Below are 24,735 nucleotides of genomic sequence, written 5' to 3' on the forward strand. Positions count from 1 at the left end.
TTCAATCTATGGCTTCTGTCTCGAGGTGCCGGCAAAAGCGCCGGTAGGAAGCAGCCACTGCGTCGCGATCCAGTCCTTCCGCAATGAACACGAGTCGCGAAAGCGGCGCGCCGCCGGGCCAAGCGTCGAGATGCAATACGGGATGCACGAGATGATGCACGGCATGCAGCACGACCGGTTGGGACTCGCCGCGAATGGCGAGCAGTCCCTTGACGCGCAGGATGTTATCACCGTGACGGTTGAGCAGCATGGTGAACCATAACGTGAACACGGGCCAGTCGGGTGCCTGGTCGAAATCGATAGAGAAGGAAGTCAGCGTCGAGAGGTTCTCCCGGTGTTGCGAAAGACGCGCCAATGGACGCTCGCCATCGTCACGTCGTGCGTTCGATGTCATGCCCGTGCGACGCACGAAGTCCGCGAAATCCGGCACATGCGCTGCAAGGCCGAGCACCGCGGATGCATCGTCGGTAACGGTACGGCGCGCCATGCTCGCGGCCGGATTCACGCGTTCGAGTTCGGCTTCGAGTGCCGCGACGTGAGCTTCATCCACGAGGTCCGTCTTGCTGATGAGTAGACGGTCCGCAGCCGCCACTTGCGCGAGCCATTCGGAATGCCGCTCGCGTTGCTGACGCGCGTTGACGGCATCGACCACAGTGACGACCGACGCGATCGAATAATGACTCGATACCACGCGATCGCCGAGCAAGGTCGCCATGATCGGCGCGGGCGTGGCAAGCCCCGTCGTTTCCAGCACCACACGCGAGAACGGCGGCACTTCACCGCGTGCGCGTCGTGAGAACAGGTGCGCAAGCGCGTCCTTCAACTCGCCGCGAATGGCGCAGCAGACGCAACCGTTGTCGAGCAGCACGGTCTCCATTTCCACCTTGCCGATCAACAAATGGTCCAGCCCGACTTCGCCGAATTCGTTGACGAGCACGGCCGTATCGCGCGCGGCATCGCCCTTGAGGACATCTGCAAGCAAGGTCGATTTACCGCTGCCGAGAAAGCCCGTCACGACGATCACCGGAATCACATCGTAGGCAAGGCTCATGGCGCGGTCTCGTCATCGGCGAAAAGTGTCAGCGGATCGAGCGGACGCCCGAGCATGCTTTCCGCGGCCTTCCATATCTGCATGAAGTCTTCGATCATCAATTGCGCGCCGGTCGGCGAAGAGAGTACGAACGATTGGCCGTGAAAGTCGGCAAGACGCAGACGAAACGTTTCGAGCACGCGGTTCGCATGCGCGACCTGCGCATAGCGCTGCGCGCGCGCATTCACGCCCGCGCCCGCCGAAACCGTGTTCGACCAGTGCCGTCCGCCGCCCAGTAATCCGCACATGCCGCACATGAAACCTCCCTCTTAAGGCATGACGTCGCCGGAATTCGGTCCGAGCGTCTGCCCGACGAACAGGTTGCCGCCCGGGTCGGAGGCGAGCAAGACCGCTGTGGGCGCAACTTCTTCCGCGCGGCCGAAGCGGCGCAGCGGCAGTTCTTTCGCCTTCATCTCCTTCCATGATGCGCTGATTCCATCGACGAGCGGTGTCTCTATCGGCCCCGGCGCAATGGCGTTGACGAGCACGTTGTCGGGCGCGGCTTCCAGCGCGAGCGATTTGGTGAAGCCGATCACGCCCGCCTTGGCCGCCGCGTAATGTGTGAGTTCCGCGCCGCCCTTGATGCCGAGCTGCGACGCCACGTTGATGATGCGTCCCCAGCGCTGCGCGGTCATCGAAGGCAATGCGCGACGCGAGCAGAGAAACACGCTGCGTAAGTCCACGCGCATCATGTCGTCCCACATTGACGTGGTGAGGTCCATGCAGCGTGCCTGCGTGAGCATGCCCGCATTGTTCACGAGAATGTCGATGCCGCCATAAGCCTCGATACAACGATCCACGATACCGTGCGCGCCCGCCTCTTCGCCGACATCGGCGATCACGGTTTGCACTGTGACGCCGAGCGCGCGGCATGCGTCCGCTTGTGTGGCCAGACGCGCTTCGTTGAGATCCGCGAGCACGAGACGCGCGCCCGCTTCCGCATAAGCGAGCGCAATTGCCGCGCCGATACCGCTTGCCGCACCGGTCACGACCGCGCGACGGCCTTCGAGTGAAAAGGATGCCATGTGCTGTTGTTCCTGTGCGTGAGAATCAGCCGGGCCAGCGCACGGTGAGTCCGCCATCCGCGATGATCGACTGGCCGGTGATGTAGGAGGCGTCGTCGCTCGTCAGATAGCGAATCAGCACGGCGATTTCTTGCGGCCTGCCGACGCGTCCGAGCGGAATGCCCTTCGCGGCTTCGCGCAAGCCATCGGGGCCGAGCGAATTGACGGCATCGAGCGATTGCGGCGTTTCGATCAGGCCCGGAATGACCGCGTTGCAACGGATGTTGCGCGGCGCGAGTTCCATCGCCACTGCGCGGCACAGTCCCGGCACGCCCGACTTCGCGGCGGAATAATGCGTGTGGTTCTCCCATCCATAGACACCACCCGCTATGGACGATATCGCGACCATCGCGCCGCCATCGGTCATATGCCGCGCTGCCGCACGGAAGGTGCGCATGACACCGGACAGATCGACATCGAGCATCTGATGCCATTGTTCGTCGCTCATCTCGGTGAGCGGCGATGCGCGCAGCAAGCCCGCATTCGCCACCGCATAGTCGATGCGTCCGAAGCGCGTGATCGCTTCGTTCGCGAAGGCTTCGACTTCCTCGGCGGAAGTCACGTCCACCGCGTACATCACGCACTGACCGCCCGCCTTCTCGACTTCGGCTGCCGTGACTTGCGGGTCATGCGGGTCGCCCGGAAAGTATCCGCCGACCACGGCCACGCCGATCTGCGCGTATGCCACGGCCAGCGCTTGCCCAATGCCGCTCGCCGCGCCCGTTACCAATGCTGCTTTCACGAAAGACCTCCAGTGGAGTTACTTGATTTCGGTGGGATCGACATGACGCGCGAACATAATTAGCACGCCGGAAAGGAAACACGGCAATGCGCCGAACCAGAGCGCCGCGTGCAGCCAGTCGCTACCGTGATTGAGCATCGAGGTGACGCCGACGCCCGCGAGGATCGCGCCGATGGGACCCATTGCATGGACGATCGAGCTGCCCGTGCCGCGAATGGCCGTCGGATAACTTTCGCCGATGAAGAACAGCGCCGCCGAATACGGTCCGATCAGGAAGAAGAGACCGAGGCTATAGAGCGCGACGACCACGCCCTGGCTGCTCGGACCATAAAGCATGCCCGCGAACGACAGACCGCCGAGCATCCAGCCGATGGCGAGCGTGTTGCGCCGGCCGATCTTGTCGCCGATCCATCCGTGACTCAGATAACCGCAATAGCCGATCACGTTCGACAACACAAGAATCAGCAGCGAGCTTTCGAACGACACGTTATGCACGCGAGTGAGCACCGTCGTGCCGAGCACGCTGAACACCTGAATCGCGGACCAGTTCAGCAAAATGCCGCCGCCGAGCACGAGCGTCGCACGCAATGCGCTGCCGCGAAACGCTTCGGAAAGACCTGCGCGGCTGTGCTCCTCGTAGTCCACCGAATGCGTGCCCGCGAGACTGCGCGCTTCGCCGTCGTGACCGGCTTCGCGCAACTGTTTGATGCGCTTGTGCAGCAGGAATTGCGGGCTTTCCTTCAGACGCCGCGTCATGAAGAAGATGACGATGGCCGGGAACGTCGCGAAGATGAAGCACCCTTGCCAACCGATACGCGGCAACAAGAGCGCCGTGAGACCGGATGCGATCAGCGCGCCAATAGGCCAGCCGCCTTGCACGAGGCTATAAATGAAGCCCTTGTTGCGATTGAGCTTCGGATCGTTGGCCGCCGAATACAGTTCGTTGAGGTAAGTCGCGTTGACGGTTTCCTCGGCATAACCGAGACCCGAGAGTGCGCGGATGAACACGAGCGGCCACTGACCCATTGCGCCGCCCACGACCGTCAGTCCCGAGCACAACGCCGCGCCAGCCACCGTCCACAAGAGCCCTGCCTTGCGGCCGAGACGATCCAGTAATGGCCCGATGGCGAAGGCGATCACCGCCGTGCCGATTGCCACCAGCGTGGCGATTTCGGCTTGCGAGGCGGCGTCCCAGTTGTAGTGCTTGCCGATCTCGGGCAAGAGCGTGCCGAACAGGATGAAGTCGTACACGGCAAAGACCCACGCGAAAAAAGCGACCACGGTTGCGCGTTTTACGTCGCCGGGCGTTATATGTTCGAGTTTGAAGCTTGATGCCGACAGCGGGTTCGCTTTCGCCGGCGCGCTCTTGCTGAGCTCGGAAGGAGTCATGGGATGGGCTCGTATCGGTAGGGTCAGGACTTGCGTGGCTGGCGGCGCAGGAAGTCGTCGGCGATTTCATCGCAGGTGCAAAAGCGCACGCCTTCGTGCTTGCGGAAATGCGCGATCAGACGTTCGAGCATGAGCAATACTTGCGCGCGGCCGGATACATCGGGATGGATGGTGATGGGAAACACCGCATAGTCGTGCTCGCGGTACACCCAGTCGAATTGATCGCGCCACATCTCCTCGATATCGCGCGGATTGACGAAGCCGTGACTGTTGGGCGCCTTCTTGATGAACATCATCGGCGGGAGATCGTCGAGATACCAGTTCGCGGGAATCTCCACGAGATCCGTTTCCTGTCCGCGCGAAAGCGGCTTCATCCACGTATCCGGATGCTTGCTGTAGTCGATCTTCGTCCAGCTGTCGCCGACGCGCACGTAGTACGGGTGGTAGTCGTTGTGCATCAGGCTGTGGTCGTACTTGATGCCCTTCTTCACCAGTAACTCGTTCGTCACGTTACTGAACTCCCACCACGGCGCGACGTAGCCCGTCGGCCGCTTGCCCGCGAGTTTCGTCACCAGGTCGATGCTGCGATCCAGCACGGCTTCTTCCTGCTCCGGCGTCATCGCGATGGGGTTTTCGTGGCTATAGCCGTGGATGCCGATCTCGTGGCCCGCGTCCGCAACCGCCTGCATCTGCGTGGGAAAAGTCTCGATCGAATGGCCGGGAATGAACCATGTGGTCTTGATCTTCTCGCGCTCGAAGAGCTTGAGAAGGCGCATGGAGCCGACTTCGCCCGCAAAGAGGCCGCGCGAGATGTCGTCGGGCGAGTCTTCGCCGCCGTATGAGCCGAGCCATCCGGCGACCGCATCGACATCGATGCCGAATGCTACGAGTATTTCCTTGGCCATCTGCTTTTCTCCTTTGAGCGCTGCGTTGTCGGTTCGAAGCATTGCTTCGCTTTCACCGGGCACTTAAATGTACATCGTTGACAACATACGTTTACGATGCCGGGTTAAAAAATAATCGGCAAATGAGGGATTACCCTTAGTAACGATCTCGAAGATGAAAAGGGACGGGCGTGCGGAGGCGCGGCCCGTGCATTGAGCGTGGACCGGATTGAACGGAGGCGACGGCGAGGGGTTTAGGTTTGCGCGTGCAGCGTTAGTAAGGCATCGGCGAATGCCTCGGGTTTTTCTTGCGGCAGGTTGTGTCCCGCGCCTTCGACGACGCGATATTCAAAAGGTCCGCTGAAATGCACAGAGTGATGCGCGGTGCCGCCGGTGGACATGACACCGTCGTCCGCGCCGTCGAACGAGATCGTGGGAACAGAGATGGGCGGCGCCTTCGCGAGTTGCTGTTCGAGCGCGTCGTAACGCGGATCGCCATTCACGAGCCCATAGCGATGCCGATACGAATGGATCACGACGTCGATGAAGTCTTCGTTGTCGAACGATGCGGCCGTCGCGGCGTAAGTGTCGTCGTCGAAGCGCCAGCTCGGTGACCATAACGTCCACAGCAAGCGGCAGAGTTCTCGGCGGTTCGCGGTCAGGCCGGCACGGCCGCGCTCGCCATGAAAGTAATACTGATACCAGTAGCGAAGCTCGTTTTCCGGCGACGACGGCTTGCCCGATGCCGCGATGTCCTGAATGTTGTAGCCGTTGAGCGTGACGAGCGCCCTGACGCGTTCGGGATGCAGCGCCGCGACGATGCACGCGGCGCGTCCGCCCCAGTCGTAGCCGCCGAGCATTGCGCGCCCGATGTCGAGCGCATCGAGCAATGCGAGCAGGTCAGCGCCCAACGCCGCTTGCTCACCGGAACGCGGGGTATCGGCGGAAAGGAAGCGCGTTGGACCGTAACCACGCAGATAAGGAACGATGACGCGTGCGCCTTGTGCCACGAGAAGCGGTGCGACTTCATCGAATGAATGAATGTCGTAGGGAAAGCCATGCAGCAACACAACGGGCCAGCCGTCTGTCGGCCCGGACTCTTCATAAGCGATATCAAGCAAGTCGGTCTCGATGCGGTTGATCATGCGCTTATCCTCGACGTAGACGTTCGATGACAGCTAGCGTATACGATCCGCATGATTCGCGTGGCGCTTACGAGATATCGAACACGCTCGAAAGCGGAGGTCATTGGCAATAGAGACTAAGCAATCCGCAAATGCTCGCTGATGTAGTCGATGAACACGCGCAGCTTCGGCGATGCATAACGCGTCGCCGGCCAGAGAATCCAGAATGTCACCGTCTGATCGATGTAATCGTCCAGCACGATTTGCAGCGCGCCGCTTGCAAGCGCATCGCGCACGAGAAAGGTTGGCACGAAGATAAGTCCTTTATCTTGCAGCGCCAGGAACGCCAGCACTTCAATGGTGTTGCTCACGAACGTCTGCGGCAACTCGGGCTCCGCTTCCGCCGTGCCGAGCTGAAACGGCCAGCGTTCGAGCTTGCCGGTGGCGGGAAACTTATGCAGCAGGCATGCGTGATTCACGAGTTCCGCCGGATGACGCGGCACGCCATGCTGCTTCAGATATCCGGGTGACGCGACGACCACTTGCCCGCATGAACCAAGACGCCGCGAAACGAGCCGCGAATCGTGCTGCGCGCCCGTGCGGATCACGGTGTCGAAACCTTCCTCGATGATATCGACCATACGGTCTGACAAATCGACATCGATTTCGATATCCGGATACTGCGCCATGAACCCGTCCAGCGCGGGCATGATGAGCGCGGACAATTGCGGCGTGCTGATTCGCAAACGCCCGCGCGGGCTGCCCGCTGCATTGGACAGTTCGGCTTCGGCGGCTTCGACTTCGCCGAGGATGCGCCTGCAACGTTCGAGAAAGAGCGCGCCCTCGGCGGTCAGCGTAATGCTGCGCGTGCTGCGATGAAAAAGCCGCACGCCGAGACGCTCTTCCATGCGGGCAATGCCCTTGCCCACCGCCGACGACGACACGCCCAATTGCCGTCCCGTCTCCGTGAAGCTGCGCGTTTCAGCGACTTGCACGAACATCGAAATGCCGCCTAGGCTGTCCATGAGTATCCCGAAGAACTGGCCGACTCGCGCGACGCGATCCGCCGATTAAGGAAGTTCTTGTCCGATATATTCGGATCCTTAGCCCATTTTTCTTATGTCGTCCGGTTCATACACTCTCTTCAAGCCTTAACACCTGCCGTCGAGGAATTCGACGGTCATCCGCATTCCGGAGAGAGAACATGTCCAAACTTCATTCAGCCGTCAGAGTCGGTCCCTACGAGTTTTCGCATCGCGTCGTGCTGGCGCCGCTCACGCGCATGCGTGCCGAGGAAGGCGCCATCCCCGGCCCGTTGATGGCCGAGTACTATGCGCAACGCACGTCGAAAGGCGGCTTCCTGATCAGCGAAGCGACCATTGCCGCGCCGAACGGCAACGGCTACCTCGGCGCGCCCGGCCTTTACGACGACAGCCAGATCGAAGGCTGGAAGCAAGTCACGGAAGCCGTGCATGAAAGAGGCGGCCGCATCTTCCTTCAGCTTTATCACGCGGGCCGCCAGTCCAATAGCCAGTTGCAGCCGGATGGCGGCGCGCCGGTGGCACCGTCGGCGGTATTGCATGGCGGCGTCGCTTATACGGAAGCTGGCTGGATTCCCAACACCCCGGCCCGCGCGCTCACCAGTCCGGAAATCGCGCAACTCGTCGAGCGCTTCCGCACGGCAGCGGAGCGTGGCAAGAAAGCCGGTTTCGATGGTGTCGAACTGCACGCCGCGAACGGCTATCTCTTCGATCAGTTCCTTCAAGACGGCAGCAACATGCGCACCGACATCTACGGCGGCTCGTTCGAAAACCGCGCGCGCTTTCTGCTGGAGGCCACGCGCGCCGTCATCTCCGTGTGGGGCAGCCAGCGCGTCGCGGTGCGCCTCGGGCCGAGCGGCACGTGGGGCGATATGTCGGACAGCAATCCCGAAGCGCTCTTCTCCTACGTGGCGCGTGAATTGTCGAAGCTCGATCTGGCGTATCTGCACTTGATCGAACCGCGCGTGCTCGGCAATGTCGATGACGACAGCAAAGACCCCGCACCCGTGGCCGCGCAACTGATCCGCAAGCATTACGAGGGCGTCATCATCGCGGCGGGCGGCTTCAAGGGGCCGACGGCCGAAGCCATCCTGCAAGCAGGCGATGCCGATCTAGTGGCGTTCGGACGCGACTTCATCGCCAATCCGGATTTGCCCGAACGCCTTCGTAATCGGTGGCCGCTCAATGCGTATGACCGTCCCACGTTCTTTGGCGGAACCGAAGCTGGCTATACCGACTATCCGTTCCATCGCGCCGAAGCACGGGCCGCGTAAGCCGGACGCCGCCATGAACGCTACTTCCCCGCCGGTGTCTCTCTGACGCCACTCTGCTGGCTCGCGCTCGGCATGTTGCGGGGTTGCGCGGTGCGCCTGTCGCGTTATCGCTCAATGCATGGTTCATGTGTCTCGGCTTCTCACTCGGCGCCGCGCTCGGGTCGATCACGCTGAATGTTGCGTCGTGACCGATCTTGGCTTGACCGCGTCGGTCTGCAAGATCGCGGCGTTCACGCTGACCTTGTGCGAAGCGGCGCCCGCCGCGGCATGACTAACGAAAGCGCCTGAAGAACGTGCGCATTTCGACGGCAAGAAGTTCGGGCTCTTCCATCGCGGCGAAGTGGCCGCCGCGCGGCATCTCGGTCCATTGCGCGACATCGAAGACACGTTCGAGCCATTCGCGCGGCGGCCGGCTCAATTCTTTGGGAAAGCGCGCGTAACCCACTGGCGGCAACACGCGCTGACCCGCAGCGAAACGCATGGGTTGCAGGCGGTTTTCGTAGTACATCTGCACCGCCGTGCCAATGCTCTGCGTGTGCCAGTAGAGCGAGAGATTCGTCAGCAACTCGTCCTTCGAGAAACTGCGCTCCACATCGCCGTCGCAATCGCTCCATGCGCGGAATTTCTCGCAGATCCATGCGGCGAGTCCCACGGGGGAATCGTTGAGCGATGCAGCAAGCGTCTGCGGCTTCGTGCTGTGCATGTGCGCGTAGGCGCCTTCTAGTGCGACCCACTCGCTTCGCGCGCGCACGAAGTCTTGTTCGGCAGCATTCGTCGGCGCGTTTGCCGGATCCACCGATGGTTCGTAAGAGCCTGGCAGAAAGTTTAGATGAATACCATCGACATGCCGTCGATGCCGTAACGCCAGCGCAACCGACACCGCCGAACCCAGGTCGCCGCCTTGCGCACCGAAGCGCTCGTAGCCTAGACCTTGCATCAGCGCGGCCCAGATATCGGCGACTTGAAACGCGGACGTGCCGGGCTGCGCGGGCGCGGCGGAAAACGCGAAGCCCGGCAGCGAAGGCACAATGACATCGAAGGAATCGGCCGGGTCCGCTCCGAACGATGCGGGATCGCACAGCATCTCCGTCAGCGCATGAAACTCGAAGAACGATCCCGGCCAGCCGTGCGTGATGATGACCGGATACGGCTTTGGACCTACGCCCCGCCGATGCACGAAGTGCACGCGCTGACTGTTCACATCCGCAATGAATTGCGGTTGCCGGTTGAGCTCGCGTTCGGCGGCGCGCCAGTCGAACGTATCGGTCCAGTACTGCACGAGTTCGCGCAGCCACGCGATATCGATACCTTGTTTCCAAGACTCGGATGGCGTCATGGGTGGCCAGCGGGTATCGCGTAGCCGGCGGCGCAGGTCGTCTATCGCTTCGTCGGGAACGGCAATCTTGAATGGCTCGATGTGCATGGCGGGTCGCTACTCCAGCAAGGTCGGAGGTTCAGTGTAACTCGACCTTTTGCCGCGCTCCCGTCTTCTCGTGATTCAGGCAAAGCGCCGCCGCGAGGCTGATCGCCGCGTTGATCGCGAGCCACACGCCGACCATCGCGCTGCTATGAAACGTGTGCGTGAGCCATGTGAGGATGGCGGGCGTGAAGCCGCCCAGCACGGCCGCTGCGATAGCCTGCGCGAACGCATAGCCGGATGTGCGCGCATTGGGCGGCACGAGTTCGACCATGGCCGCGACCTGAACGGCGCTGTAGGCTGCATAGATGAACGAGAACCACAGTTCGACCACCGCGAACCTCAGCACGGTTGCATGCGCGGCGAGCCATGACATCAGCGGATACGCGGTGACGGCGGCCAGCAACGTGACGACGATCAGCACCGTGCGACGGTTGAAGCGATCGGCCACGAGCGCCATGATCGGCAGCCAGACGAGCACCGACAAACCGCCGAAAAAGAGAATGATGAAGCCCGCGGATGCGCCCAGATTCAGGCTCTTGATGAAGGTCGGCGCGTAAGTGGTGATGGTCTGCGAAGTCACAGTCGCCATCGACACCATGCCCATGCACAGCACGATGGTGCGCCAGTCCGAGACCAGGCTCGTGCAGATCTCGGACATCTTCGGCGCGCGCTTTCTGGCCGCGAACACCGACGTTTCCTGAAGACTCGACCGCAGCCAGAACATGACGGGAATGACCATGCAGCCGAGCAGAAGCGGCACGCGCCATCCCCATGCGTGCAGTTCGTCTTGCGTCAGCCAGTAAAGCAGAACGAGTCCGACGAGCGACGCCACCATCACGGAGATTTGCTGGCTGCCGGCTTGCCAGCACGTATAAAACGCGCGGCGTCTGGCCGGCGCGATCTCCGCGAGATAGACCACTACGCCGCCGAGTTCGGCGCCTGCGGAGAACCCTTGCATCAGCCGTCCAAGCAAGACGATGATCGGCGCCGCGATACCGATACTCGCGTAGGAAGGCGTGCATGCCACGGAGATGATGCCGAGCGACATCAACGACAACGCGAGAATGAGACCCTTGCGGCGCCCATGACGGTCCGTATACGCGCCGAGCACGATAGCGCCCACGGGCCGCGCGAGAAAGCCGAACGCGAAGGTCATGAGCGACATCATCAGCGAGATGTATTCGTTGTCGCTCGGAAAGTACGTCTGCGCGATGTATCTCGCGTAATAGCCGTAAATCATGAAGTCGTAGATTTCCAGCGCATTGCCGGCGACGACCTGAATGATCGGCTTGATCGCGACTCTCGATCTATCGACCTCCGGCGCACTCGCTGACGCGAGGCCTGGGCTTGCAACCGCGGAATCCTTCATCGCTACTCCTGTCGAAAAGCGTTCTTTCTGGCCGATGGAAACGTCAGGCGCGTGCGCCGATCTCCACTTCCTGCGCGGTCCAGCCCGCAACGCGGTCGCTGAGCGTGAGACCGAGACCGGGACGCGTCGGCACGAGCATGCGGCCATCGCGCGTTTCGAGCCGTTCGTTGAAGAGCGGTTCGAGCCATTCGAAATGTTCGACCCACGGCTCGCGTGCATAGCTTGCCGCGAGATGCACATGCAGTTCCATGGCGAAATGCGGCGCGAGCATGAGACCCGCGTGATCCGCGAGCGTCGCGACTTTAAGAAACGGCGTGATGCCGCCGACGCGCGGTGCATCCGGCATCAGATAATCCGCCCCGCGCAACCGGATGAACTCCCAGTGCTCCGACACGCTCGTCAGCATCTCGCCTGTGGCGATCGGTGTATCGAATTGCGTGGCGAGCGCTGCATGGCCTTCGGCGTCGTAGCAATCGAGCGGCTCCTCGATCCAGACGAGATTGAACTGTTCGAACGTTCGGCACATGCGTTGTGCGGTCGGACGGTCCCATTGCTGGTTGGCGTCGACCATGAGCGGGAAGGCATCGCCCAGATGCTTGCGCACGGTTTGCACGCGATGAATGTCGAGCGCCGAGTCCGGCTGGCCCACCTTGAGCTTGATGCCACCGATGCCTTTTTCGCGCGATATGTCGGTGTTGGTCATCAACTGATCGAGCGGCGTATGCAGGAAACCGCCCGACGTGTTGTAGCAGCGCACCGACTCGCGTTGTGCGCCCAGCAGCTTGGCAAGCGAGAGGTTCGCGCGCTTTGCCTTCAGGTCCCACAGCGCGACATCGAACGCGCCGATGGCTTGCGCCGCCATGCCGCTGCGCCCCACCGACGCCCCCGCCCACGCGAGCTTGTCCCACAGCCGCGCGATGTCGCTCGGATCCTCGCCGATCAGCACGGGCGCGATCTCCTTCGCATGCGCGAACTGGCCCGGACCGCCCGCGCGTTTTGAATAGCTGAAGCCGAGTCCGCGTTGACCATCGGCCGTTTCGATCTCCACGAAAAGAATGGCGATCTCGGTCATCGGCTTCTGCCGGCCGGTCAGCACCTTGGCGTCGCTGATGGGATTGGCGAGCGGCAAGAACGTGGAGGCGACGCGAATCCACCTTATTGAATCGTTCGATGTTCCTGCGAGAAGCGAAGACGTTGCGTTCATGTGCCGATTCCTTGAGTGACGAGTTCGAAGCCTTTAGCGATGAGTCGATCATACAATGATTGCGCAATCATTCAAGCTTAATTGATTGCGCAATCATCATGGTTTACGCTTAATGCACGAGTGCAAACGTCTTTGATCGGTGGGCCTTCATGGTCTAATCCGATGCGTGGCGCTTTGAAGAAAACGAAGTCGGGGAAATATGGCGAAGAAAGACGAAGGTGTTCAGGCGACGGCGGAAAGCGTGACGCTTATCGATGTCGCGCGCGTGGCGGGCGTCGCGCCGATGACCGTGTCGCGCGCACTGAACCGGCCGGAACTCGTGCGCAGCGACACGCAGAAGAAGGTGCTCGACGCCGTTCGCGCGACGGGTTACGTGCCCAACCTGCTCGCTGGAGGACTGGCGAGCAGCAAAAGCCGTCTCGTGGCCATTCTGTTGCCGACCATTGCCAACTCCATCTTCGCCGACACCGTGCAGGCGCTGGTGGACCGTCTGACGGCATCGGGATATCAAACGTTGCTGGGCGTGACCGCTTATTCAACCTCGCGCGAGGAAGCGCTCGTCGAAGCCATTCTCGGACGCCGCCCGGATGGCATCGTGCTCGCTGGCACCAGTCACAGCAAGGCCACCGTCGCGCGGCTGGTGAAGGCCAACATACCCGTTGTCGAGATATGGGATCTCACGAGCAAACCTATCGATACGGTCATCGGTTTCTCGCACGAACAGGTGGGTAAAGAGGTCGCGCAACATCTCGTCGCGAAGGGCTATCGTGACTTCGGCGTGTTGTCCGTGGACGATCCACGCGGTTTGCGGCGCTGCAAGAGTTTGATCGCGCAACTCGCGGCACAGGGAATCAGGAACACCGCGTTCGAGATAATGCCCGCGCCGGCAACGTTGCAGGCAGGACGAGAAGGCACGGCAAAGCTGTTGCAGGCACGGCCGCCGCGCATCGTCGTATGCAGTTCGGACACGCTCGCGCAGGGCGTGCTCGCGGAAGCCGCCAGCCGCAAGTTGAACGTACCGGACGATATCGCCGTGATGGGCTTCGGCGACTTGAGCACCGCCGCGCACGTGTACCCTGCACTCTCGACGGTACGTGTGGATGGCGCGACCATCGGCATGAAAGCGGCCGATACCTTGCTCGCGCGTTTTTTGCAGGGCCGCACGGGCGCCGTTTCCTCGCGCGTGAAGATCGACACGGGCTTTACGATCATCGACCGCGAAAGCACATGACACGCCCGCAAGCAGCGGGGTATACGATAGTGACATCGTCCAATTCGTCGTCCATATTTACTTGGCTATCCTTACAGGATGGTCAAATAAATAACGGAGACATCCATGAGCGAACGTCTGTTCTTCCGCGCGGCTGGCCGCGCGATGGCGCTGCTATGCGCAGCGTATTTCGTTCTCGCCGCGCCGAACGTCTCGGCATCGCGAGGAGACGGCCGCGACGATGGATGGATCTCCACATGGACAGCAAGTGCCGATCGCAATAACAACCTGACCACGCCGCAGAGCTTCAATGCGTCGACGACGATTCGCCAGGTCGTGCACTTGAGCGTTGGCGGCGACCGCGTTCGCGTGCGTCTCACCAACGAGTTCGGCACGACGCCAGTAACGGTGGGACCGGTACATATTGCGTTATCCGTCGGCGGCGCGAAGATCGCGCCGAACTCCGATCGCACGCTTACCTTCGGCGGAAAGACCACGGTGACGCTTTATGCGGGTGCGCCGATTCTCAGCGATCCAGTAGATATCAAGCTGCCGCCGTTCGCGGACATTGCCGTGAGCTTCTTCCTGCCTGACGCCACGCAAGCACAGACCGTACATCAACTGGCCGTGCAGAACGCGTATGTATCGAGTGGCGACAACACCGCCACGGCCGATCAACCTTCTCCGCAAAAATACACGAACCGCTTTTTCCTGTCCGGCGTGCTGATCGATACCGACCGCGACACACCCGCCGTCGTGACCTTCGGCGATTCGATCACGGATGGCTACGCCTCCACCGTCGATGCGAACCGCCGCTGGCCCGACGATCTCTCGCAACGGCTGAATGGCGGCTCGGCGCGGCGCAGCTATGCCGTGCTGAATCAGGGGATCAGCGGTAATCGCGTGATCAAGGATGGCTCGGGCATCAGTGCGCTCGCGCGCTATGACCGCGATGTCCTCAGCCAGTCGAACGTCAAGCTGGTGATCTTCCTCGAAGGCATCAACGATATCGGCTGGCCTCAGACCGTGCTCGACCCGACGGCGGGACTCGTTCCGGCGCAGGACATCATCGACGGATACAAGCAGATCATCGCGCGGACTCATCTGCGCGGCATCAAGATCGTGGGCGGCACACTGACACCGTTCCACAACGCGCTGCAAGGCACGCCGAACCAAGGCTACTGGACGCAGCAAAAGGAAGCGATCCGTCAGACCGTCAATGCCTGGATACGGACGAGCCGCGCGTTCGATGCGGTCGTGGATTTCGATGCGGTGCTGCGCGATCCGGCGCATCCGATCGACATTCGCGCAGTGTATGACAGCGGCGATCATCTGCATCCCAACGATGCGGGCTATGCGGCCATGGCCAATGCTGTCGATCTCTCGCTGCTCTACAGGGCCGACGACGACCGCGATCACGATCACGACCATCATTGATTGAGGAACATGCGGACGCGCATCGCGCGCGTTCGCATTCGCGTCTTCCCGCGCACTACCCACCTGTCCGCGCTATCCTGCTGATTAGCCCATTCTTCGCATGGACCCTGCACCCGCACGGCCTGTCGACTCTCATGCTATTAGCGCAAATCAGCGATCTCCATATCAAGCGGCCCGGCAAGCTCGCCTATGGACGTGTCGATACCGCCGCCTATCTCAGCCGATGCATCGAGCATCTCAACGCACTCGATCCGCGACCCGACGCCGTGCTGATCACGGGCGATCTCGTGGATTTCGGCAATACCGAGGAATACGCCTATCTACGTACGCTACTGAATCCGCTTGCGATTCCGTATTACCTTTGCATCGGTAATCACGATGGACGAGAAGCGCTGCGCGAGGTATTCGGCGATCATGCGTATCTGCGAGACCAAGCGCGTTTTGTTCAGTATGAGTTCGAGCTAGGCGGCGTACGCATTGTCGTCGCGGACTCGCAAGACCCGCCACACGGAGGCGGCCGGCTGTGCGATGAACGGCTCGACTGGATTGCAGAGACGCTGGCAAGAAGCGCTGCGCAGCCGATCTTGCTTGCCATGCATCATCCGCCGTTCGATTGCGGTATCGAGCATATGGACGAGCAAAAGCTCGATGCCGCCGATGCAGCGAAGCTCGCGGCTATCGTCGCGCGTCATCCGCAGATCGAGCGTCTACTGTGCGGGCACGTGCATCGCGCCATTCAAATGCGCTTTGCCGGCACGATCGCGAGCGTGTGTCCGTCGACCGCGCATCAAGTCGCGCTCGACTTGCGCAAACGCGGCCCGTCCCGCTTCGTGATGGAACCGCCTGCATTCCAGTTGCATCGCTATGTCGCGGGCGAAGGGCTCGTCACGCATACGGCATTCATCGGCGATTACGGCGGTGCTTATCCGTTCTATGACGAGAACGACGCGCTCATCGACTAAGCGGTGCTTTTAGCGTCGCGCCATGCCGAGATCATCGGCTGCGTTCGACGCACTCGCCGCGCGCTTGCCTTTGTTCCCTTCTTCGAGCGCGTTCAGTTGTTCGAGGCTCAGATTGCGCGTTTCAGGCGCGAGCCACACGGAGATCAGCAAGCCCGCGAGCGCGATGCCGAAGAAGAACCACAGCGCCGCACTCGCGCCCCACCACGCGACGAAATTGGGGAACACGAGTACGCCGAGAATCGAGCCGATGCGGCTTACGGAAGTCGCGAGACCCGATGCGCCCGCGCGCACGTTCGTCGGAAAGAGCTCGGTCGGATAGACGAAGTTGAGAATGCCGCCGCCCGAATTAGCGAACAGAACCGCGCAACTGAACAGCACGACCAGAAAGCCGAAGGTCGGCTTCGAGTTGAGCGCGAGCACGAGAAGCGCGGCGGAAAGCCCGGCAAACGACGTGATCAGCAGCGGCCTGCGTCCCCAGCGATCCACCAGATTCATGCCGATGATCGCGCCGATCATCCCGAGAATGGCGATGAGACCCGACCCGATGATGGTCAGCACGCGCGAGCCATGCGAGAACGGCGAGATGATGGTCGGCGCGTACATCGAGATGCCGTAATAGGCAGTTGCATAACAAAACCAGAAGCCAAGCACGAAGATCGTACGGCGCAGCATGGGCCTGGAAAAGAGCGATGCGAGACTGCCCTTCGACTCGACCTCGCGCGCAAGCACGACACGCTCGCCCGTTACCGCGAGCATGACGGCTTCGGCTTCCTCGTGACGGCCTTTGGATTGCAGCCAGCGCGGCGATTCCGGCAGCGTCATGCGAAAGAAGAACACGATCAACGCGAAGATGGCGCCCACGCCCAGCATGTAACGCCATGCGTTATCGCCGAGCGGCAGGCACGCAAGCCCCACGACATACGCGGCCACCGCGCCGACGAACCACATCGCCGCAAGAAAGGTGCCGTGCTGTCCGCGCTTGTGCCGCGAACTGAATTCGGCGACGAGCGTGGCGGAGATAGGATAGTCCGCGCCGATGCCCACGCCCAGCAAGAAGCGAAACAGGATGAGTTGCCACGCGCTCTGTGAGACGGCCGTCAAGAGCGCGAACAGCACGAACGCCAGCAGATCGACGACATACATGGCCTTGCGGCCGAAGCGATCCGTCAGCCGCCCGAGCCAGGCCGCGCCGATGAAGGCCCCGATGATCGCCGACGACACCACGAGACTCTGCACGCCCGCGCCGAGATGCCACTGCTTGATCACCGAAGGCAGCGCGACGGCGACGATCGTCAAGTCGAAGCCATCGAGGAAAGTGCCTCCGGCGGACAGCAGCGTGACCTTGCGTTGAAAGCGCCGGACCTGCTGTGAGTCCAGATGATCGAAGCTCATTGCGTGACTCCCATACGTAAGCGATTCGTCAGCGTGACGACTTGTGACGGACGAAAATTCGTGTGGCGCGAGTGTGACGGAGGTCTGTGACAGGCCGATGATGTCGATATCGTGTACCGCGCGTGAATCAGCGTATTCCCTCACCTTCGAGCCATGAGCGGAACAGGACGACGAGTTCGTCGTCGGACTTCGCATCCGGCACGTAGGTGCAATAGCTCCGCGACGGCAGGCGCGGCTCGGCAAACGGCGTGACGAGACGGCCAGCGGCCAGATCGTCGGCAACGAGCGCGGTCGGTCCCATCGCAATGCCGAGTCCGTCGATGGCCGCCTGCAAGGTGAGATAAAAGTGATCGAAGGTCAGGATCGCGGCAGGCCGCAACGCGGGAATCTCCGCACGCGCGAGCCAGTCCGGCCATAAACGCGGGAGGCTCGACGTATGCAACAACGTATGCTGCCGCAAATCTTCCGGCGTGCGCAGCGCGACGCGTTGCATTAACGCGGGGCTGCACACAGGCACTCTTTCCTCGACGAGGAACGGCCGCATAGAGTAGCCATAGAACGTGTCGGGACCGCCGCGAATCACGATGTCGTGAATATCTTTAAGGCTCTCGACCGATGCGTTCGATGTCTCCACCTTGACGTCTACATCGAGATGCTCGGCGTGGAACTTCGCGAGCCTTGGAACCAGCCAACGCAACGTGAAAGTGGCGGGCGCATTCACGGACAGCGTGCGCGAAACCGTTCCAGGGTAACCGTATCGCGCAGTGGCCTGCGACAATTGCTCGAAGAGCGGACCGATTTCATCCAGGTAGGCCTTTGCCTTGGGAGTCAACACCACGCGCCGGTTATGCCGCTCGAACAGCGGTTCGCCGAGCCACTCTTCGAGCAGGCGCACTTGCTGACTGATTGCCCCATGCGTCACATGCAATTCGGCTGCGGCTTCCTTGAAGCTGGCAAGACGCCCTGCGGCTTCGAACGCGCGCAGTGCATTGAGCGGAGGCAGGACTCGTTTCATTCGAAAGAGTTTATCTAACGCGAGCGGCCAATTTAACTGGTTTGCCGCACGCTCACAAGATAGATAACCTGCTTACATCCCTCTTTCGCGTCCTTAGCCTGGAATCCGCATGCTCAGTTATACCGGCGGTCTCGTCCTTATCGCCGCCGTGCTTCACGCCAGTTGGAACGCGATGTTGCATGGCAATCGCGACCGCTTCCTCTCCATGACGTGGATGAGCATTGCCATCGCGGTGGTCTCGACCATCGTGATCGTTTTTTTGCCGATGCCCGCTTCCGCCGCGTGGCCATGCATCGTTGCATCGGGGCTCGTGCATATCGTCTATAACGTGAGCCTCGTGCGGTCGTATCGGCGAGGCGATCTCGCGCAGGCTTACCCGATTGCGCGTGGTTCGTCGCCGCTGCTCGTCACGCTCGGCGCAGCGCTCTTCGCGCACGAGGCCATCGGGCCGCTGCATGCGTTCGGCATCGTGATGATCTCGGGCGGCATCATCTCGCTGGCGCTGCAAGGTAGCCACGTATCGCGCGCAGGTGCGTTGGCGGCATTTCTGACTGGCGTGACCATCGCGGTCTATACCGTGATCGACGGTATCGGCGTGCGCTTGTCGGAGGGCAACGCGCTTGCCTATACCGCGTGGATGTTCATGTTCTACTGGCTGATGCCGCTGCTCTTCATGGCGACGCGCGGGCTCTCTGCACTATGGACGCCGATACGCACCGCCCCGATGTCGATCGGTTCATCGCTTGCGGGCGGGTTGGTATCGATCGGCGCATATGGCATCGTCATTTGGGCGATGCAGTCGGGCGCGATGGGCGCGGTATCGGCATTGCGCGAGACGAGCGTGGTGTTCGCGGTGCTGATCGGTAGAGTGTTTCTGCGCGAAGCCGTCAGCGTGAAGCGCTGGCTCGCATGCATGGTCGTCGCGGCGGGCGCGATATGTCTCGGGCTTTGACCGCTCGCTTCCAGTGTCGCTTCTTTCGTCGCTTCAGTCGAAGTCGATATGACCGCTTCGTCTCAGCTCATCCAGCCTGAAAATTTGCTGCGGCAGCACGCGCCCAAGCGATAGCGCGGGAAGATCGTCGAGGCTGAAGAATCCGACGGCACTCGTTTCCGCACCGATGACCTCGCCCGCCTCGACGATCTCGCCGAGAAAAATCAGCTTCCAGATGTGAAAGACCGATGGTGGATGCGGATGTCTGTCTGCATCCCATACCGCGAGCAAGCGCTGAATCTTAACCGTATAGCCACTTTCTTCCCGCACTTCCTTCGCCGCGTTCTCGGCGGGCGAAACGCCTATGTCGGCCCAGCCGCCTGGAAGCGACCACATGCCGTCCGCCATTTCGCGCACGAGCAGAATCTGCCCCGCTTCATTGAATACCGCGGTACGCACATCGAGCTTTGGATTGGCATAGCCTGTTTCGAACGCGAAAAGTTCGGCTATCTTGGTCGAATCAGTCGATGAGAGCGCGGCGAGTTCAGCGTGCGCGATCTGCGCGATCTCATCGTAACGTTCGGTATCGAAAACGCTCGTTGCGTAGTGCAATCCGGTTTGCGCCAGTGCAAGCAGGCGGCGAGCGCGTTCCAAAGATGCCATGTAGTCGGTTCCGATGCGGCCTCAGTTCACGTCAAATGGCCTCTCACGAATTGCAAGGAGCGGCGTGCGCGCTCGTCCATTTGTTCGTCTGTCGCGCCGTTCGACATGTCGCGCCAGACTCCTACTGCGCGGCTCACGTTTCCGCCCTTGCGCATGAAAGGCTCCATGACGATTGTCCCGTCATATTCGATCTCTTTCAACGCGCCAAAAATCTCGTCCCACGGCAGACGCCCTTCGCCTGGCGGCAAGCGGTTCGCTTCGCCCAGATGGAAGTGTCCGAGCTTTCCCTTACACGCGAGGATTGCATCGCGAAAAGAGTGCTCTTCAATATTCATGTGGAACGTGTCGAGCTGCACCTTACAGTAAGGGTTGTCGACCGCATCGCAGAACGCGAGCGCTTCGCGTGCATCGTTGGCAAGCCATTGCTCGAAGCGGTTGACCACTTCCAGCGCGTAGATGATCCCATAGCCTTCCGCTACCTTGATGACGCGACGCACGCTGTCCACGGCACGCTCCACGTAGGGACGCTTGTCCGTCATGCCGGGCGGCGGCGATTGCGGCCACGCGCAGAAAGTGAGTCCTGCAAAAACGGGCGCACCGAGCATATGGCAATCGTCGAGCAAGCGCTTGACGTACTCCGTGCCTGCATCTCTCACGCTTTGCTCGGGAGAGGCGAAATCGTACTCGGGCTTGAGACCGATACAGCACATCACGGTGAGGCCGAGATCGTCGGCGACGGTCTTCAGTTCGCGCTTCTTCGCATCGGGAAGATTGTTGAATTCGCCGAGCGAAATTTCCATCATGTCGAAGCCCAAGCCGGATATGCGCTTCGCCACGGCCGGAAAATCGACCAGCCATTCGGTCGACCAATACGTGTAGAACATGCCGACTTTATTCAAGGCACGACTCCTTTGATGTTTGCCTGACTTGCTAGGCCACGAAGCCTTTTGGCTTGACCTCGGGATGCGCGGGGTCAGCATGTTCGAGCGCGGCCAGCGACATGATGCGTTCCTCGGAGGCGTCGTCGAAGCCGACTTCACCCGCAAGCTGACCGCCCCGCATGACAAGGATGCGGTCGGAGATGGTCAGTATCTCCGGGAGGTCGCTGGAGATAACGAGAATGGCGAGACCTTCTCGGGCAAGTTCGCGCATGAGCGCGTAAATCTCGGCTTTAGTGCCGACGTCCACGCCGCGCGTGGGTTCATCGACGATCAGGACACGCGGTTTCGACGCGAGCCATTTCGCCAGCACCACCTTCTGCTGATTGCCGCCGCTCAAGAGACCCACGAGTTGTTCGACGGTCGGCGTCTTGATGTTGAAGCGCCCGACGTAACTGTCGATCATGCGCGCTTCCTGCAACGGGCGAATGACCGTGCCCTTCGAAAGACGCCCAAGCCCCAGCGCAGCGAGCGACAGGTTGCTGCCCACCGACATGCCGAGCACGAGCCCCTGATCCTTGCGGTCCTCGGGCACGAGCCCGATCCCGAGCTTCATTGCATCGCGAGGCTTCGCGATCCTGAGGGGCTTGCCTTCGATGGTGACGTTGCCGTGCTTCGGCGGCGGCGCACCGAAGATACCCATCGCCACTTCGGAACGTCCCGCGCCGATCAGTCCGGCAAGTCCCACGATCTCGCCGCGTCGCAACGAAAACGATACGTCGCGGTAACGCTCGTCGTCGCCCAGACCATCCACTTGCAGCACGATTGGCTGATGCGCGTTATCGGGCTTGATGCGCCGTACTTCGGCGAGATCGCGGCCCACCATCAGGCGCACGACTTCATCGGGTGAGGTATCGGCAAGACGCGCGGTACGCACGTGCTTGCCGTCGCGCAGAACGGTCACCGCATCGCAGTTGTCGAACACTTCGCGCATGCGATGCGAGATATAGAGAATGGTCACGCCGCTCGCGCGCAGTTCGTGAACCACTTTGAAGAGCGTCAGGGAGTCGGCTTCGGAAAGACTCGAAGTCGGTTCATCGAGAATCAAAAGGCGCGGCTCGTGAATCAACGCCTTGCATATCTCGATCAACTGCTGCTGCGCGATGGTGAGATCGCCGAGACGCGTATCGGGATCGAGTGCGATGCCAAGCCGTTTCATCGCGGCCTTCGCTCTCGTCAACAGCACGCCGCGATCGACCAGCACGCGCGCCATGCGCGGCTCCGCGCCGAGAAAGATGTTCTCGGCAATCGTCATGTTCGGCGCGAGCATCAACTCCTGAAAGACGATGGAGATGCCCTTGGCGGCGGCATCGCGCGTACTCGAAAACTCGACCTCCTGACCGTCGAACATCATGCGTCCCGAGGTCGGCGCATGTGCCCCTGCGATCACTTGCATCAAGGTCGACTTGCCCGCGCCGTTCTCGCCCATGACCGCATGCACGGTGCCGGCCTCGACATTGAAGGACACTTCCTGCAGCGCTTTCACGCCGGGATAGGTCTTCGTTATCTGCTCAACGCTCAACAGCACGGTCATGGCAGCACTCTTTCTCACGAATGACGCGGGGCACAGCGCGTGGCCGGCCCCGCGCGCGGTTCATTTACCGCCGACGAATTTATCGACGTTCGACGAGTTGACGATATCCACGCCCGTATCCGTGACCGGCGGCACCTTGCCACCCTTGGTCAGCGCATCGAGTTGCTTGACGGATTCGGTGCCCATCGTGAGCGGCCGCTGACCGATCAGCGTCGTCGCATAACCTTCCTTCAGCAGCTTGATCTGCGATGGCAAGGTATCGAACGAAACGATCACGAACTTGCCCGCCTTGATATCGGCAGCCTTGTTGCGAACCGCGCGAATATAGGCCTCGGGCGCGAACATGGGCCAGCCGCCAGCGAAGAAGATGCCGTCGAGTTTCGGGTTCTTCGCGAGCATGTCCTGAATGAGCTGCACGCCCGTGCTCGAATCGTCGTTGCAGGCGAAAGGCGAGCCCGACACTTCCTTGAAGTCGCCATTGAGCTTCGACTTGAAGCCCTTGATGCGCTCGTTCAGATTCGCCGCCGACAAACCGCCCGTCAGAACCGCATACGTGCCGCCCTTGGGCAGCGCCTTCGCGAACGCTTCGCCCGCCGCTTCGCCGCCCGCTTCGTTGTTCGTGCCGATGAAAGCAATGCGTTTGGACTTCGGCGCGTCCGAGTCGAAGGTCACGACCGGGATGTTCTTCGCCAATGCCGCGCTGATGACGCCGCTGATCGAATCCGCATTGTTCGGCGCGATGGCGATACCCGCGACCTTCTTGGTGATCAGATCGCGCACGATACGGCCTTGTTCTGCGTCGTCGAGCTGGGCCGGGCCGGTGAACAGACATTCGGCGCCGATCTTCGCGGCTTCTTCCTTGCAGCCTTTTTCCGCGTCGGCATAGAACGCGACGCCGAGCGCCTTCGGTACGACGGCGAACACCTTCTTGTCCGCCGCCTGCGACTGGGCAATGCCTATCCCGAGCAGGAGCGTAGCGGCTACGGCACTGAGCATGGTGCGTGTCATGGTCTTCTCCAGAGTCGTTGTAATACAGCTTTCATCGACGTCGCCAGACGCCTTTTCTAAGTTGATCGATAAACACGGCAAGAACGATCACCGAACCGACGAACACCCCTTGCCAGTAAGCGTCCGTGCCGAGCAGAACGAGACCGTTGCGCAGCACTTCGAGAATGACGGTGCCGACGAATACGCCGATCACGGTACCTTCGCCGCCGGACAACGCCGTTCCGCCGATGACAGCCGCCGCGATCACGCTCAGCTCCTTGCCCAATCCTTGATTGGAGATTGCCGACGAGAGATAGCTCACTTCGATGATGCCCGCGAGACCCGCGAGCACCGACGACATCACGTAGACGCTCATCTTGAGGCGGTCGACGTTGAGGCCGGTGAGCATGGCCGCGCGTTCGTTGCCGCCTACCGCGTATAACTGGCGGCCATAGACGGTACGCTTCAGAACGATGGCGGACACGATGGCGAGCGCCACGAAAATCAGAAACGGTACAGGCAGATCGAGAAAGTCGCCGCCGCCGAGGGCAAAAAACGAATCGCCATCGGGACGAAAGCCATCGATAGCCTTGCCGCGCGTAATGACGAGCGCCAACGCCCGCGCAATGCTCATGGTGGCAAGCGTAGGCACGAAGGGCAGCATGCGCAGTTTGGTGACGCAGAAGCCGTTGAAGAGGCCGACGCACGCGGCTATGAGCAGCGTCAGCACGCAAGCGGGAAACACAGGCATGCCGGCCTGCATCATCGCGGCTGACGCGACGGCGGCCAGTCCCCATACGCTGCCGACCGAGAGATCGATGCCGCCCGTGATCATCACCGCTGCCTGCCCCAGCACCACGATGCCAATGAAGGACAGGTTGCGCGCGTCGTTGAGGAGGTTGCCCTTGCTCGCGAAGTCGGGCGCGAAGATCGACAGAAGCACGACCATGATCAGCAGGGCGCCGACGATACCGGTTTCGCGCGAGTGCAGCAATTGAGCGGCGAACCCGCGACGGGGTCTCGCCCGCTCGCTGGCTGCCAGCGTTGGCTTGCTCATGGTGTCGCC

General features: G+C 61.3%; 23 protein-coding genes. 5 read left to right on the plus strand and 18 right to left on the minus strand.

The features are described from left to right. Nucleotide 1: 1 nt before the first annotated feature. From ACYQ47_RS12650 to ACYQ47_RS12685, 8 genes are all read right to left on the minus strand, one after another. Entirely contained in the window at nucleotides 2-1,051 is a 1,050-nt protein-coding gene (locus ACYQ47_RS12650) for a CobW family GTP-binding protein (RefSeq protein WP_250469668.1), read from the minus strand. Next, nucleotides 1,048-1,347, minus strand: coding sequence for a hypothetical protein (locus tag ACYQ47_RS12655; RefSeq protein WP_244831737.1), 300 nt, complete (start codon nucleotides 1,345-1,347; stop codon nucleotides 1,048-1,050). Before ACYQ47_RS12655 ends, ACYQ47_RS12650 begins: the two co-directional genes overlap by 4 nt. A 12-nt stretch (nucleotides 1,348-1,359) precedes the next feature. Then, nucleotides 1,360-2,115, minus strand: a complete 756-nt coding sequence (locus ACYQ47_RS12660) for an SDR family NAD(P)-dependent oxidoreductase (RefSeq protein WP_250469669.1) — start codon at nucleotides 2,113-2,115, stop codon at nucleotides 1,360-1,362. Nucleotides 2,116-2,140: 25 nt separating this feature from the next. After that, on the minus strand, nucleotides 2,141-2,896 hold the full coding sequence (locus ACYQ47_RS12665; RefSeq protein WP_250469670.1) for an SDR family NAD(P)-dependent oxidoreductase: 756 nt from the start codon (nucleotides 2,894-2,896) through the stop codon (nucleotides 2,141-2,143). A gap of 18 nt (nucleotides 2,897-2,914) precedes the next feature. Beyond that, a complete protein-coding gene (locus ACYQ47_RS12670) occupies nucleotides 2,915-4,285 on the minus strand; it encodes an MFS transporter (protein ID WP_250469671.1) in 1,371 nt (456 codons plus the stop codon). A gap of 23 nt (nucleotides 4,286-4,308) precedes the next feature. After that, nucleotides 4,309-5,190, minus strand: coding sequence for a polysaccharide deacetylase family protein (locus ACYQ47_RS12675; RefSeq protein WP_244831741.1), 882 nt, complete (start codon nucleotides 5,188-5,190; stop codon nucleotides 4,309-4,311). 233 nt (nucleotides 5,191-5,423) lie between these two features. Then, nucleotides 5,424-6,314: an alpha/beta fold hydrolase gene (locus ACYQ47_RS12680; RefSeq protein ID WP_250469672.1), complete on the minus strand. Its 891-nt coding sequence runs from the start codon at nucleotides 6,312-6,314 to the stop codon at nucleotides 5,424-5,426. Nucleotides 6,315-6,430: 116 nt separating this feature from the next. Further along, nucleotides 6,431-7,318 (minus strand): LysR family transcriptional regulator, encoded by an 888-nt coding sequence (locus ACYQ47_RS12685; RefSeq protein ID WP_459905568.1) that lies wholly within the window; start codon nucleotides 7,316-7,318, stop codon nucleotides 6,431-6,433. A 179-nt stretch (nucleotides 7,319-7,497) separates the two neighbouring features. On the opposite strand from ACYQ47_RS12685, the gene ACYQ47_RS12690 reads away from it, so the two are divergent. Further along, complete coding sequence (locus tag ACYQ47_RS12690) at nucleotides 7,498-8,607, plus strand: alkene reductase (RefSeq protein WP_459905569.1); 1,110 nt, start codon at nucleotides 7,498-7,500, stop codon at nucleotides 8,605-8,607. Nucleotides 8,608-8,878: 271 nt separating this feature from the next. Here the strand turns inward: ACYQ47_RS12690 and ACYQ47_RS12695 are convergent, their stop codons facing one another. Genes ACYQ47_RS12695 through ACYQ47_RS12705 form a run of 3 tightly spaced genes read right to left on the minus strand, consistent with a single transcriptional unit; the run spans nucleotide 8,879 to nucleotide 12,600 of the window. After that, nucleotides 8,879-10,030: an epoxide hydrolase family protein gene (locus tag ACYQ47_RS12695; RefSeq protein WP_459905570.1), complete on the minus strand. Its 1,152-nt coding sequence runs from the start codon at nucleotides 10,028-10,030 to the stop codon at nucleotides 8,879-8,881. A 31-nt stretch (nucleotides 10,031-10,061) separates the two neighbouring features. Next, a complete protein-coding gene (gene tcuC / locus ACYQ47_RS12700) occupies nucleotides 10,062-11,396 on the minus strand; it encodes a tricarballylate/proton symporter TcuC (protein ID WP_459905571.1) in 1,335 nt (444 codons plus the stop codon). 43 nt (nucleotides 11,397-11,439) lie between these two features. Continuing rightward, nucleotides 11,440-12,600, minus strand: coding sequence for an L-talarate/galactarate dehydratase (locus ACYQ47_RS12705; protein WP_250528131.1), 1,161 nt, complete (start codon nucleotides 12,598-12,600; stop codon nucleotides 11,440-11,442). A 199-nt stretch (nucleotides 12,601-12,799) separates the two neighbouring features. Here ACYQ47_RS12705 and ACYQ47_RS12710 point away from each other — a divergent pair, with 199 nt between their 5' ends. The 3 genes from ACYQ47_RS12710 to ACYQ47_RS12720 all read left to right on the plus strand — a co-directional run bounded on the left by ACYQ47_RS12710 (nucleotide 12,800) and on the right by ACYQ47_RS12720 (nucleotide 16,209). After that, a complete protein-coding gene (locus ACYQ47_RS12710; RefSeq protein WP_459905572.1) occupies nucleotides 12,800-13,831 on the plus strand; it encodes a LacI family DNA-binding transcriptional regulator in 1,032 nt (343 codons plus the stop codon). 105 nt (nucleotides 13,832-13,936) lie between these two features. After that, a complete protein-coding gene (locus tag ACYQ47_RS12715; protein ID WP_244831749.1) occupies nucleotides 13,937-15,247 on the plus strand; it encodes an SGNH/GDSL hydrolase family protein in 1,311 nt (436 codons plus the stop codon). 134 nt (nucleotides 15,248-15,381) lie between these two features. Then, nucleotides 15,382-16,209 (plus strand): phosphodiesterase, encoded by an 828-nt coding sequence (locus ACYQ47_RS12720; protein WP_459905573.1) that lies wholly within the window; start codon nucleotides 15,382-15,384, stop codon nucleotides 16,207-16,209. Between the two features lie 9 nt (nucleotides 16,210-16,218). On the opposite strand, the gene ACYQ47_RS12725 is transcribed toward ACYQ47_RS12720, so the two are convergent. Then, nucleotides 16,219-17,601, minus strand: a complete 1,383-nt coding sequence (locus ACYQ47_RS12725; RefSeq protein ID WP_250494948.1) for an MFS transporter — start codon at nucleotides 17,599-17,601, stop codon at nucleotides 16,219-16,221. Nucleotides 17,602-17,728: 127 nt separating this feature from the next. Then, on the minus strand, nucleotides 17,729-18,616 hold the full coding sequence (gene gcvA, locus ACYQ47_RS12730) for a transcriptional regulator GcvA (protein ID WP_250469679.1): 888 nt from the start codon (nucleotides 18,614-18,616) through the stop codon (nucleotides 17,729-17,731). 109 nt (nucleotides 18,617-18,725) lie between these two features. On the opposite strand from gcvA, the gene ACYQ47_RS12735 reads away from it, so the two are divergent. Further along, nucleotides 18,726-19,568: a DMT family transporter gene (locus ACYQ47_RS12735; protein ID WP_244831753.1), complete on the plus strand. Its 843-nt coding sequence runs from the start codon at nucleotides 18,726-18,728 to the stop codon at nucleotides 19,566-19,568. Between the two features lie 33 nt (nucleotides 19,569-19,601). Here the strand turns inward: ACYQ47_RS12735 and ACYQ47_RS12740 are convergent, their stop codons facing one another. From ACYQ47_RS12740 to ACYQ47_RS12760, 5 genes are read right to left on the minus strand one after another with little or no spacing between them, the layout of a single operon-like run. Next, nucleotides 19,602-20,210, minus strand: coding sequence for an NUDIX hydrolase (locus ACYQ47_RS12740; RefSeq protein WP_250509179.1), 609 nt, complete (start codon nucleotides 20,208-20,210; stop codon nucleotides 19,602-19,604). 26 nt (nucleotides 20,211-20,236) lie between these two features. Next, on the minus strand, nucleotides 20,237-21,109 hold the full coding sequence (locus tag ACYQ47_RS12745; protein ID WP_250528125.1) for a D-psicose 3-epimerase: 873 nt from the start codon (nucleotides 21,107-21,109) through the stop codon (nucleotides 20,237-20,239). Between the two features lie 31 nt (nucleotides 21,110-21,140). Beyond that, nucleotides 21,141-22,682, minus strand: a complete 1,542-nt coding sequence (locus ACYQ47_RS12750) for a sugar ABC transporter ATP-binding protein (protein WP_459905574.1) — start codon at nucleotides 22,680-22,682, stop codon at nucleotides 21,141-21,143. Between the two features lie 60 nt (nucleotides 22,683-22,742). Further along, a complete protein-coding gene (locus ACYQ47_RS12755; protein ID WP_244831757.1) occupies nucleotides 22,743-23,690 on the minus strand; it encodes a sugar-binding protein in 948 nt (315 codons plus the stop codon). A gap of 31 nt (nucleotides 23,691-23,721) precedes the next feature. After that, entirely contained in the window at nucleotides 23,722-24,726 is a 1,005-nt protein-coding gene (locus tag ACYQ47_RS12760) for an ABC transporter permease (protein ID WP_244831758.1), read from the minus strand. Nucleotides 24,727-24,735: the final 9 nt, after the last annotated feature.

The organism is Caballeronia sp. HLA56, assembly GCF_054655155.1.